The organism is Paenibacillus thermoaerophilus, assembly GCF_005938195.1.
Lineage (GTDB): Bacteria > Bacillota > Bacilli > Paenibacillales > Reconciliibacillaceae > Paenibacillus_W > Paenibacillus_W thermoaerophilus.
In genome coordinates, this window is record NZ_VCQZ01000028.1 from 22,608 (window position 1) to 35,257 (window position 12,650).

Consider the following 12,650-nt stretch of genomic DNA (forward strand, 5'->3'; position numbering starts at 1 on the left):
ACGCTCCCGCGTGGGGAGCGACTCGTTAAAAGCTCAAGCCGATGCCGTAAAAGCTGAAGTTTCAATCCACGCTCCCGCGTGGGGAGCGACCGAGTGCTAAAAGTATACACGTCCGAAAACACTGACCGGTTTCAATCCACGCTCCCGCGTGGGGAGCGACCCTTATACGTGAGCCTGTGGTTGACAAGCTCCTCGATCGGTTTCAATCCACGCTCCCGCGTGGGGAGCGACAGTGGGCCTTACCAAAAGGTTACAAAGACGATGTTGTTTCAATCCACGCTCCCGCGTGGGGAGCGACGTGCAGATGGACGCGCGAGGCTACCCGCAAATCGTTTCAATCCACGCTCCCGCGTGGGGAGCGACTGAGGTCGGATATGACGACGAGACGCGGACGATTGTTTCAATCCACGCTCCCGCGTGGGGAGCGACATGAGCGGCAACGGCTCAAGAAAATCGCATGAGGAGGTGTTTCAATCCACGCTCCCGCGTGGGGAGCGACTCATCCGCATCTATGCCCAGGACATCATAAGCCACAGACGTTTCAATCCACGCTCCCGCGTGGGGAGCGACTAAAGGTCAAGCTGAACATCATCAACGAGGATGGCGTTTCAATCCACGCTCCCGCGTGGGGAGCGACTTACGTCGCTCGTTTGGCACAAGGGCTCACCAAGGTTTCAATCCACGCTCCCGCGTGGGGAGCGACCCAAAGATTGCCGGTTTTATACTTCCAGCACCGAGAAGTTTCAATCCACGCTCCCGCGTGGGGAGCGACGTAAAGGACCTCGACGACAACGAGGCCAAAATCGTTTCAATCCACGCTCCCGCGTGGGGAGCGACTCAACTATGCTCTGCTGAAAAAGGTGGATGCAAACGGTTTCAATCCACGCTCCCGCGTGGGGAGCGACTGGCGAATTATCGACAGGAATGGGATTACGCAAGTTTCAATCCACGCTCCCGCGTGGGGAGCGACGGCGTAATGATTCGATTATACGGCGCGGCGTACTTGAGTTTCAATCCACGCTCCCGCGTGGGGAGCGACCCGTACATGATGAGACTATGGCAATAGCTTACCTAGTGGTTTCAATCCACGCTCCCGCGTGGGGAGCGACGTCGCCGCGCGTTTTACCTAACGCAAAGTCAATACCCATGTTTCAATCCACGCTCCCGCGTGGGGAGCGACTGCGGACGGCGTATCTAGCAGTTGAGCGCAAGGGCGTGTTTCAATCCACGCTCCCGCGTGGGGAGCGACTTTTCAAAGGTAAACAGTTGACAATATTTGACTATGAATGTTTCAATCCACGCTCCCGCGTGGGGAGCGACAAAAGCGTAGGAACGTCAGGTACATGCGGTTTACAATTGTTTCAATCCACGCTCCCGCGTGGGGAGCGACGCGTTTTCCTCTTGTCAAGATTATACCTATGACGATATAGTTTCAATCCACGCTCCCGCGTGGGGAGCGACGGTATTTCGTATGGATACGGCAGCAAGATTTGTCGTTTCAATCCACGCTCCCGCGTGGGGAGCGACGCCAAGAGGACAAGAAGCGGGCGCGGCTCCAATCGGTTTCAATCCACGCTCCCGCGTGGGGAGCGACGATGCCCGTCTGACAGAAATCTATCTTGCCATCGTGTTTCAATCCACGCTCCCGCGTGGGGAGCGACGCGGCGGATAAGCTCAAACTAGACGGAGCCACAGTTTCAATCCACGCTCCCGCGTGGGGAGCGACGGACAACATCGAATACCAAGCGCGCAAGGCGAAAGTTTCAATCCACGCTCCCGCGTGGGGAGCGACTCGACGCAATTAAACGCAATATCCTTTTTAACGCAGTTTCAATCCACGCTCCCGCGTGGGGAGCGACTTCGAGCGAAGTGTGCCCGAGTATTTTTTGCAACGTTTCAATCCACGCTCCCGCGTGGGGAGCGACTTTTCGTTGTCTTGCACCAAGTCCGCTAAAGCTAAGTTTCAATCCACGCTCCCGCGTGGGGAGCGACACCTTGCATGGTACGCTTCCAATGAACAGCTTGATGTTTCAATCCACGCTCCCGCGTGGGGAGCGACCCTGCTTCTATTGTCGGATTGGCAAACGCCGCTATTGTTTCAATCCACGCTCCCGCGTGGGGAGCGACCCTCCGGCGGTTCTTCTACAAGAATGATCTGTACGGAGTTTCAATCCACGCTCCCGCGTGGGGAGCGACTGTGCACAATGACATATTCTTTTTTAGTGCCGTTGTTTCAATCCACGCTCCCGCGTGGGGAGCGACGAAAAATTTTGCGACACGACCGGCAACGTTGTTCGTGTTTCAATCCACGCTCCCGCGTGGGGAGCGACGTGCAGAAGCGGCGCGGGCGGCGTTGGCGAATATGGTTTCAATCCACGCTCCCGCGTGGGGAGCGACGCGCGCATAGCATGGGAAACGCCGCCGCATAACGGGGTTTCAATCCACGCTCCCGCGTGGGGAGCGACGACAAACAAGCATACTATGTGAATGGGGTGTTTGCATGTTTCAATCCACGCTCCCGCGTGGGGAGCGACTCTGGTAAAACCAGTCCATGTTGATGGGGTGGAATGTTTCAATCCACGCTCCCGCGTGGGGAGCGACCAGAATAACCATTCTTTACTATCTTTACCATAGAACAGTTTCAATCCACGCTCCCGCGTGGGGAGCGACACCCGGGCAGCGTGGCGACATACGGACTGTACGAGTTTCAATCCACGCTCCCGCGTGGGGAGCGACTAATCCAACTCGCCAAAGATATCGAACTCATAATAACGCAGTTTCAATCCACGCTCCCGCGTGGGGAGCGACTGGCCCAAATCATGTACATGTCCACGGATCGACACGGTTTCAATCCACGCTCCCGCGTGGGGAGCGACAAGTCTTCGCCGAAGTATTCATAGGCGAAATAAAGTTTCAATCCACGCTCCCGCGTGGGGAGCGACGCGCGCATAGCATGGGAAACGCCGCCGCATAACGGGGTTTCAATCCACGCTCCCGCGTGGGGAGCGACCTCTAACGTCTTCAAAAAGGCGCCTGACGTCTTCGTTTCAATCCACGCTCCCGCGTGGGGAGCGACTCGTCGATCCGATTTATTACATGGATTTCGAGGCGTTTCAATCCACGCTCCCGCGTGGGGAGCGACGGTCAGAGCGTCGAAGTTTACTTCAATCTCCATAAGTTTCAATCCACGCTCCCGCGTGGGGAGCGACTTGGCAATGGCGTTAGACGCTGCGAAAAGCAGAAAGCGGTTTCAATCCACGCTCCCGCGTGGGGAGCGACGGAGCCGCAAGAAGACGGTACACAGCGATTATTAACGTTTCAATCCACGCTCCCGCGTGGGGAGCGACTCATCAGGAAATCTGCGATATTCTAAACGCAATATGTTTCAATCCACGCTCCCGCGTGGGGAGCGACGCGAAGCAACCTTCTACGATGACTTTGATATGTTTGGTTTCAATCCACGCTCCCGCGTGGGGAGCGACTGCCAGTGACGCTGGAGATTCGGGAAGCTGACGGAGTTTCAATCCACGCTCCCGCGTGGGGAGCGACTGCATGATGCGAGAAGCCTTGCTACGCAAGGGTTCTGAAGGTTATTTTCGCGAACCTGGTTTCGGAAGGGGGGCTTGAACGTGATTTTTCAGTCGGAAAAACCCGCCAAGCCTTGTCCTGCTTGAGGTGCGAACCTCCCAGGGAAATCATGTGAGCTTGGGGTTCGCGCATCTTACTCGATAAACAGCAGTCCTTCCGGGTCATAAGTTTCTTTAGCGCCGACATGCTCCACACGATTTTTCCAATTGCTGCCCAACATATAGTAGCGGAGGCTGTCTTTGCTGGGATCGATTGTTTTTTCAAGTGTGGCTTTTAACTGTTTGAACTGAACGGGATCAACCAAGCATTCAAAAACCGAGTTCTGCACACGCTGTCCATAGTTTAGGCAGTGCTTGGCAACTTGGCGAAGCCTTCTTTTACCGGCAGCCGTAGCGGTTTCCACATCGTACGTAATGAGAACCATCATAAGCCTATGCCTCCCTTATTTCCACAGGAATGGCGGATAATCATCAAGGTCTCCTCTGATATATCGGGCAAGAAGCAAGGCCTGCGCATAGGGGAGAAGCCCCAAAGCTATTTTCTCCTTCAAGAACGGGTGGCGGATTTCCTCGTGTTTGCGCTTCTGCCAGGATGCGATGAGTTCCTTCTTCAAATCCGGCTTCAAAAGCACGGCCCCGTTTTCCTTGAACAGAAAATCCTTGGGGTTGATCTGCTTGCGGTTAATCAGCGAGAGAACTAACCGATCTACCATGTAGCCCCTTAATTCCTCCATCAGATCGAGCGCCAAGCTCTGGCGGCCTGGCCGGTCGCGGTGGAGAAATCCGACGGCCGGGTCCAGTCCGACCGTTTCCAGTGCGGATTGAACATCCGTACGCAGAAGGGCGTAGAGGAAGGAAAGCATGGCATTTACACGATCGAGCGGAGGCCGGCGATTTCGGCCGCGCATGCAAAAATGCTCTTTGTCGGTCAAGATGAGTTCATTAAACGAGGAGAAGTACCGTCGAGCCGCATCTCCTTCGACTCCTCGCACATCGTCGAGAGTTGCGCTTGCAAGCACGCGCCTCATATACCGCTTTAGAAAATCGCTGCTCCGAACGACATTCTCGGACATGATCGACTCTTCGTGATCCCGCAGAGCGCGCCTGAGCACCGTCCGCGAATTGGCTATTTTGGCGAATACGAACCGGCTGGCAAGCGTAACGGCTTCGGGTCCGTCGGCCATCCGATACTGTCTCCGGCGCAGGAGGACGTTGCCTTTGACGTTTCCAACAACGCTGCCCAGGTATTTTCCATTTTCCTGCAAGAAGGAAACCGACACTCCTCGCTCCATGCATAAGTGCATAAAAGAAGGACTGGCGCCGGCGTAACCGAACATGATGATGCTCTCCAAATTATGAATGGGAATGCGAAACGCAATCTGGTCCTCTTTGCGGACGACAACGTTTTCGCCATCCCGGGCCAGATAGCTGTCGGGGGCGGTGATGTACAGCGTGTTCAACAATTTGCGTATCGCTAATCCCTCCTAATCGGACGATGCCGACAGATCCGACAAATAATTTTGCAGATAACGCGAGGCAGACCGGGAATTCGATTTGGGCTGACATAACGCTTCTAGCGAACATCTCGTGCATTTCGGCTCATATACGGCTTCGGCAGTCCGGCCGCCGGCAAAATGCCGGTGCATGTCTTCGGCAAGCCGATGGACACGTTCCCGCAGAACGGAATCGAAACGAACCGGAACCCGGCGTTCCCGTTCGCCGTAGAACAGCGCTCCTTCCTCAACCCGCACATTCAGCATCTCTTCGAGGGCCATGGCCTGCGCGCACAGTTGAACTTCGTCGCAATCGTCAGGCTTGCGGTTTCCGCGTTTGTATTCGACCGGATACGGAATCCACCATCCCCTGCGGCCTTTCAGCTTGACTTTGTTCTTTTCATCGGGATCGATTACGGCATGGAATTCCACGACATCGGCGACGCCGTATAACCCGAGCCGATACGAAACAAGGGGCATGGCTCGAGATACGAGCACATCCCCTCGGGTTTCGCTGAAATAAGGATCGTCGGCGCGTCGGTGCATCTGCCTTCCCTCGAAGGTAAGAACGTTTTCCGCCCATTGCTGCTCGATATGGATCAGTCCCCATTGTCGCGGACAGAAAGCATAGTGCTGAATTCCGGAGATCAGGAGCAAGTCATCCTCGGCAAAATGACGATTTTCAGTCATGGTCATTCATGGGCGACCAACCGAACTTCATTCGGAACTTGCTCATGGTCGACGATAAACGCATAGTCGTGGATTGAGCGAACCGGTCCTTCCGTCTTTTTCTTCACCTTCACTAAATCGAACAATCGATGGGAGGGAGCGTTCCCCAGCTTGGACGAATGCTCGAACAAGAACAGCTTGCGTACGGCCATCTGCCCGCGGGAAGCGGAATGATCGTGTTCGAACATATTCAGCAGCGCTTCCTGCAGGATGAGGTAGTCTTCTTCGGAGAAGCCGGTTTTCTCCGCCAAATACGCGGAGATATAGCCATCCATCCGATACAGGGCATACGGAATGACATGCTTGCGTCCCATCTCGCGATCCTTGTCCGCGCCTTCCTGGGTGACGGCTTGGCGGGTAATCGTAACCTCCTGGGAGAAGATCGGATCGATGCTTCTGGCAAAAGTGAATTGAACGGGCCCCCGCACCTGACCGGTGTTGACCTTGGTTGCCATGACGGCGCCGAACGTTCGAATATCGTAGAAGTTATCGCACATCCAGGCGGTCAGACGAGCGGCTTCTTCGGCATTTTTCGGTTTTAATTCTTTGCTGTCGGCCTCGTTGGGGCGTATAGCCCGATAAGCTTTACGGTGCTGCTCGTTCAGAACGCCGCCTTCCGTGACGTAGATATGAAAACGCTCTTGCCCGGCGCGCGTCAATTCGATATAGTTGCGGACTTTGCGCTTCAGGCAGACGTCGGTCACGATGCCGTATCCGGTCTCCGGATCGATTCGGGGCATATTGCCCGCGTCCGGGTCACCATTCGGATTGCCGTTCGTCACTTCGAAGAACAGGGAGAATTCGACGCGTTTTGCAAGGACGGATTGGTTTTGCTGTTGCTCGGTCAATTGTTGTTCCAGAATCGACATGGGGATCTCGCCTTTCTATATGGATTTGAAGATTAAGAGTCGGCTTCGGCCGCAGCGGCTTCCAGCTTGGCGTCGGCGGCCGCTTTGATTTGCGCGAAATACGATTGCTTTTGATGGTAATAACCCAGAATAAACAGACCTTGACGCTGCAGGTCCAGATGGGCGGGAAAAGCTTCGATGCCCTGCAGGATCTCCTGCATCTCGCGGTCGCGGAAATCGCCGTATCGGGCTTTGCTCATATGGTGCTGAGACAATTTGATCAGTATGGGGAAAACCGCGGCCGGATTGGAGGAGGCGGCGTTGAAATACCGGTCTTTGATCGTGGCGTTAATCTTCCCCGGACCTCCTGCGGCTTCTTGCTGAGCCCGCTCCAGGACGGCGAACAGCCGCCCTAACCGGTACGCGGGTTCCTGCGCGTTCGGATTTAAACTCAATGTCAATTCCTCCTCGAAACGGTTGTAATTCTGAATGCGGCCATATCGCGTCAAGTACGCTTTCAGGATCGATGCGCGCAACCGGTTGATCATGCCGTCCGCCCGAACCCGATTGATGATGAGCGTATACAGCGAATAAGGATAAGTTCTCCCTTCGACGATCGAGCGGAACAATTCGCCGCCAAGCCGGGGCGGCGGGCCGTCCCCGACCTTTTTGCCGTCTGCACCGACCCGCATGGTTTCGGCCAATATCCGATAAGCCGTCGGCGTATCGCCGAAGCCTTCGTCTTGTCCCGATAAGGCGAAATCGGCGGCATGTTGGCCGAGTTTCTCGATCAGGTTCCCGAAATGCCCCTGCCAGAAAAAGCGGACGGCAAGCCGGGCGTTGTTGGGGGATAGCCCCAGGACATAGAATGGCGTATCGGTATGCGGAACCATCTCCGCTTCGAGTTTTGCCCCCTTTTGCACGCGCTCCAGCACATCTCGGAGCTGGCGGGTGACGGACGAGTCTTCGGGCGGAACGTAGCTTGAATCGAAAAAGGAAGCGAAAAACGGTTCCGTCTCTTCGGCTGCGGCAGCTTGTCCCGACCAGAAGACGACCGTCATATCCCCGATCCATATCCGGTTGCGAGGCGATGCCAGAAGGTGGTTCAGCGCGGTCGTGTAGCCGAACATGCTGTCTTTGCCGATGGGCGAATTGTAGCTCTGTGTGTTGCCGTAAGATTCCGCGGATGGAAAGTTAAACGAGATTAACGATGCGCCTGCCGATTGGGCGTTCCGGACCCCTTTGATTTTTTCATGCGTTCGGGCGATCGGGACATTGTATTCCCCGGTCAACAGACATTGCCCCGAGTATTCGGAGGCGGAGTCTTCCTGCTGGCGGTAACGAATCCACGCCTGCTTGACGGTCTCCAACTGGTGAATCATCTGGTGCTGCGTCTCCAGCCGAAAAGCCATTTGGGTATCGATTCCCCGGTCCAGATCGCTCATATAGTCTTGCAGCAAAGGGTGATCGCGGACGGAAGAAGGGTCCCATTTCTTGTAAAATTTGAGAAGGGCCTGCGCGGCTTCGTCGTTCACGTCCGACAAGACGGTCTGGGCCAATGCTTTGGAAGCTTCGTATTTTTTGCGCGCGTCGGCGGATTTTTTTTGTGTGTCTTTGTCGTCTGCCATCGCCGGATAATGGCCGATGATGTACTCTGCTTTGTCGGAAAGAAAATAGGGATTTATCCCACTGGAACGGCTCGGTTGTTCCGGTACGATGTCGACAATCGGGATCTTCTTCTTTCCCGAATCGTCCCGAATGTCCCGGACGCCAACCAGATTCCCGTCGCGGTCAATCTCCAGGAGATAGGAGATCTTGGCGGAACAGAAATATCTGGGGCTGATGCCCGAGGTCGGATCATCGGCCAGATTCAGATAGCGCTGATGGAGCGCCTGAATAATCATGCGGATGTCACGCCCTTTCCCCAAAGACCGGGACTTGAATGACTCCATCCCGCATCGTGGCCCGGAAGAAGCGGGGAATCATCCTGTCGCCGTAGTCGATATCGTGCAGCATCCATCCCAAGTCGATGTCGCCTGAACCTGCGTAGTAGGAAGGAGGGAGCTTCGAATCCGGTTCGATCAAAGCGAACTGCGCGGCAAATTCCCTGCATCCCAGATAAGGGCGGTGGAAGCATTGGCCTTGCCGCGCCCGGCGGAGGAAGATGTTGTAGTGCTTCTCGGGCGAATCTTCGGCTCCAGCCGCCTGCGTCATCTCGAAATGCGCTTCGATGATATAAGCCGGATTTTTAAGCATCAAGGTCGCCCGTTGTTGCCGTTCTTCCGTCACGACTTGCGACAGCGAGGCGGATTTGCCGCTTATTGCGTTTTTGATTGCGGAGACGGGAATTTTATTTTCAATCTCGTTCCGGCGGATGTTCTCGAATCGAATCTCGTTGAGGACGTGAATGCGGTCAATGACCCAGCGGATGGCCGGCTTCCAATGGATGGCCTCCAGGATGCCGCGAGCCGAAGAGGGGGTCATCGCATCGTAGCTGACACGTTCGACTTTCATCTCGGGCCGGGTAAAACATGCGTTGTCTCCCCAGACGTGGAGCTTGATTCCGTAGGCCATGGCGCCTCCTCCAGTTGACTAGAATATATAGATTTCTTGTAAGTGGTTCTCCTGAGTAAAAGGCTTTACGCCGATCTCACGGTCGTACCAGCGTTCGGGGGACGATAGCGCAAACACATTTTCACGCACTTCTAGGATCTCCCCGGCATGGCGGAAGGCGGCAAATTCTTGCGGGTACAACTGGACAACGTAAGGTTGGAGTTTTCTCAGGATCGTCCCGATTCGATCGGCATGGCGCAGCGCTTCCAGGGCTTCTCGGGCCGCTTCGTCGTATTCGACGATAACGGGTTTGGCTGCCGTCTCGATTAACTGGAACCGTTGGGCGACCGTTTCAAATGGAAAAGCAAATTCCCGAACCTGTTCGTTCAGCAGCCCCAGAATGTTGTGCTTGTCCGTCTTGTCTTGGGCGAGGGTCTGATAGAAATATAATTCCTTGAAGTAGTCCCCAATCGCCGCGAGAGAAAGAGGGTCTTCCGGGTAACGCCGTAGGATGGTTTGAGCAGCTCCTGCCGTTATACCGAACCAGCCTTGTCTCGGGGTCTCGTCCGTTTCGAAAACAAATACCGTACAGACCGGGCGATTGCCATTCCGGTTGCATCGTCCGGCGGCTTGGGCGATGGAGTCCAGCCCCGCCAGCTCCCGGTAAACGATGGGGAAGTCCACATCGACTCCGCATTCGATAAGCTGTGTGCTGATTAAGACACAAGGCAGATCGCGTTCCAGACGCCCGCGGATCTCCTTCAGTTTCGCTTCCCGGTGTCTGGGGCACATCCGGGCGCTGAGGTGGAACAAGGCTTCCGGCGCAACCAGCAAGCGCATTTTTTCGAACAGTTCTCTGGCTGCCTTGCGGGTATTCACGATACATAAAGCTTGAGGGTCGCCGGACATGAGCTCGGCGATCCGGTCGTAATTCGTCAATCCCATGGATTCAAGCCGAACTCTTTTGAATTGCTCGAAGCGTTTGGGCACGTCCGCGACTATTTCCTCAATCTTAACGGGCTTCGGGAATAAGGCTTGCAGATTCGGCTGAGTAGCGGTACTGAACACGATCGTAGCGCCGTAGTTTCTGGACAATTCCTCCAGCGCATAGAGGCTGGGCTTCAACAATTCCCCGTTCATCATTTGCGCTTCATCGAGAATAATGACGCTATTTGCCAGATTATGCAGCTTCCTGCAACGGGAACGTTTATTGGCGAACAAGGATTCGAAAAACTGCACATTGGTCGTGACAATGATCGGATAATCCCAGTTTTCTTCCGCGAGCATCCGCTTTTTTTTCCATTTATACAACTCGTCTGCCTCTTCCAGATCTTCTTCGATCTCGTGCTGGACATTGGAGTGATGCTCCAGCACGGTATCCGCTCCGACGGCCTCTCGAAACACTCGCGCATTCTGTTCGATGATGCTGGTGTAGGGAATCACGTACACGATTCGGCGCAAGTTGTGGCGAACAGCGTGGCGCAAGGCGAATCCGAGTGAAATCAGCGTCTTCCCGCTTCCTGTCGGCAAGGTTAGGGTGAACAGGCCAGGAGCAGCATCCGCTTTCGACAGACATTCCGTCAAGAGTTCGGATCGGATGATGTTAATGAAACCTTCGGGATTGGCGAAGCGATTCTCCATGTAATGCCGGTAACGATCAAACAGGTCGACGAGCAAGGGGGTGTTCCCGCGCAGTTCCGCCCGCGATCGGTCGGCATACAGCTCCGTATCGATGGAGTCAGCGTCGATCAGGCAGGAGAACAGCATTCGCGTAAACAAAGAGAGCTGCAATCCGGGATCGACTCCGGGTTTGATAGGCAATGGCAAAGGGTAGAGAGGGCCGATCTTCAGATGTTCCTCCAAGGCTTCCTTGAAAGGTTCGACGCTTTTCAAGAGGCGGCGGGACAGCGTTCGCTCATCCGACGCATCCGAGCCGAAATCAGCCAATCCCGCGTGATGTCCGGCAATGATGTAAGCTAGGATTCGCGCGATTTTCGCTTGATTCCAAGCTTTATCAATATATTGGGCGCCGGCCGTCGCATGATCGACCGGTTCCGGGGAGCCGTTCAATCGGCGTTGGAAAGCCTTCGAGAATTTCCCGGCATCGTGCAGCAATCCCGCAATCGCTCCCCATTTGCCCGCGCCGAAGACAGAAGCGAACTCGGAGGTTTTCGCGCTGACGTTCTGCAAATGGTCGGTTAATTTTTGCCAACCGCTCTTATCGGAGGAATCGGTACGATGCGCGTAATACAATCGTCAATCCGCTCCTTTTTGATGACAACCGTCGAATTTAAGGGAGAAAGGTTGGGGTAAGGAACGAAAGTCCTAAAAACAAAATGAAATTCTGGGATGGTTGCTAGTTCTGGGAAACTATTCTTGTTCGAAGGGATAAATTCCTGCTATTCCAGCCGCAAATATTAGATACATTTTGTATCAAAAAAGTGAACAGCGAATCCACGCTCCCGCGTGGGGAGCGACTACATGAGCCGGTGGACTTGGAACGTCGTCTTGTCGTTTCAATCCACGCTCCCGCGTGGGGAGCGACCCATTATGCTGAAAACGGTCAATGACGCACTGAAGATGTTTCAATCCACGCTCCCGCGTGGGGAGCGACTTTATGAGCTGCGCCAGCATCGCAAGGATGGTGTCGTTTCAATCCACGCTCCCGCGTGGGGAGCGACTTAAGCGGGAGTTGACGACGGCAATGGACAATTTGAGGTTTCAATCCACGCTCCCGCGTGGGGAGCGACAGGCGAACTTGGACGATGCCTCCACGGTCGATGATTGTTTCAATCCACGCTCCCGCGTGGGGAGCGACCGGAAAAGAAGGTCTTATATCCATCCAGAATCGGGCGGAGTTTCAATCCACGCTCCCGCGTGGGGAGCGACAGGGCGATCCGGGAGACGCTGCCGAGACATAGCCGTTTCAATCCACGCTCCCGCGTGGGGAGCGACAGGGCGATCCGGGAGACGCTGCCGAGACATAGCCGTTTCAATCCACGCTCCCGCGTGGGGAGCGACTGGAGCTGGACGAGCCCCGACCCCTGAAGCGAAGTTTCAATCCACGCTCCCGCGTGGGGAGCGACGTGGACTATGCCACATGGCGATACCAATCCCGGGATGTTTCAATCCACGCTCCCGCGTGGGGAGCGACGCCGCAACCAATCTCGAAGAAATCAGCGCATATCTGTTTCAATCCACGCTCCCGCGTGGGGAGCGACGGCATCTCCACCCGTAGAACCCGCGTCGTTATCAGTTTCAATCCACGCTCCCGCGTGGGGAGCGACTCATGCAGCCGGTTGACACTGTGATTTCCTCCCACTATTATTTAATGTTTTCTCGCGTTTTCTCACTCGTTCTTAGATTTTCAACCATCGACCATCCTGAAAGATGGATAAGTCATGTAGCTATGACATAATTTTCTGGAGGAGCCGGAGGCG

At 55.1% G+C, this 12,650-nt stretch carries 7 protein-coding genes and 2 CRISPR repeat arrays (1 of these 9 only partly in view); all 7 genes read right to left on the minus strand.

The features are described 5' to 3' along the window. Positions 1–3,549: a CRISPR direct-repeat array (repeat unit 32 nt; unit sequence GTTTCAATCCACGCTCCCGCGTGGGGAGCGAC) (it extends 615 nt beyond the left edge of the window). Positions 3,550–3,721: 172 nt separating this feature from the next. The 7 genes from cas2 to cas3 are packed head-to-tail and all read right to left on the minus strand — an operon-like array spanning position 3,722 to position 11,463. Next, on the minus strand, positions 3,722–4,015 hold the full coding sequence (gene cas2 / locus FE781_RS15530; RefSeq protein WP_138790532.1) for a CRISPR-associated endonuclease Cas2: 294 nt from the start codon (positions 4,013–4,015) through the stop codon (positions 3,722–3,724). Positions 4,016–4,030: 15 nt separating this feature from the next. After that, the gene (gene cas1c, locus FE781_RS15535; protein ID WP_138790533.1) at positions 4,031–5,059 is read right to left on the minus strand and encodes a type I-C CRISPR-associated endonuclease Cas1c; all 1,029 of its coding nucleotides are present in this window, start codon (positions 5,057–5,059) and stop codon (positions 4,031–4,033) included. Between the two features lie 12 nt (positions 5,060–5,071). After that, positions 5,072–5,776 (minus strand): CRISPR-associated protein Cas4, encoded by a 705-nt coding sequence (gene cas4, locus FE781_RS15540; RefSeq protein ID WP_211346382.1) that lies wholly within the window; start codon positions 5,774–5,776, stop codon positions 5,072–5,074. Beyond that, positions 5,773–6,678, minus strand: a complete 906-nt coding sequence (gene cas7c / locus FE781_RS15545) for a type I-C CRISPR-associated protein Cas7/Csd2 (RefSeq protein WP_138790535.1) — start codon at positions 6,676–6,678, stop codon at positions 5,773–5,775. The genes cas4 and cas7c overlap by 4 nt, the downstream gene beginning before the upstream one ends. Before the next feature lie 32 nt (positions 6,679–6,710). Beyond that, entirely contained in the window at positions 6,711–8,561 is a 1,851-nt protein-coding gene (cas8c, locus tag FE781_RS15550; RefSeq protein ID WP_170209565.1) for a type I-C CRISPR-associated protein Cas8c/Csd1, read from the minus strand. 7 nt (positions 8,562–8,568) lie between these two features. Next, positions 8,569–9,231, minus strand: a complete 663-nt coding sequence (gene cas5c / locus FE781_RS15555) for a type I-C CRISPR-associated protein Cas5c (RefSeq protein ID WP_138790537.1) — start codon at positions 9,229–9,231, stop codon at positions 8,569–8,571. An 18-nt stretch (positions 9,232–9,249) separates the two neighbouring features. Continuing rightward, complete coding sequence (gene cas3 / locus FE781_RS15560; protein WP_138790538.1) at positions 9,250–11,463, minus strand: CRISPR-associated helicase Cas3'; 2,214 nt, start codon at positions 11,461–11,463, stop codon at positions 9,250–9,252. Between the two features lie 193 nt (positions 11,464–11,656). Beyond that, positions 11,657–12,497: a CRISPR direct-repeat array (repeat unit 32 nt; unit sequence GTTTCAATCCACGCTCCCGCGTGGGGAGCGAC). The last annotated feature ends 153 nt before the right edge of the window (positions 12,498–12,650 follow it).

Bases quoted from the DNA above. Each gene is read 5' to 3' on its own strand.
- cas2 (WP_138790532.1), bottom strand. From the start codon at position 4,015: ATGATGGTTCTCATTACGTACGATGTGGAAACCGCTACGGCTGCCGGT.
- cas4 (WP_211346382.1), bottom strand. From the start codon at position 5,776: ATGACCATGACTGAAAATCGTCATTTTGCCGAGGATGACTTGCTCCTG.
- cas7c (WP_138790535.1), bottom strand. From the start codon at position 6,678: ATGTCGATTCTGGAACAACAATTGACCGAGCAACAGCAAAACCAATCC.
- cas8c (WP_170209565.1), bottom strand. From the start codon at position 8,561: ATGATTATTCAGGCGCTCCATCAGCGCTATCTGAATCTGGCCGATGAT.
- cas5c (WP_138790537.1), bottom strand. From the start codon at position 9,231: ATGGCCTACGGAATCAAGCTCCACGTCTGGGGAGACAACGCATGTTTT.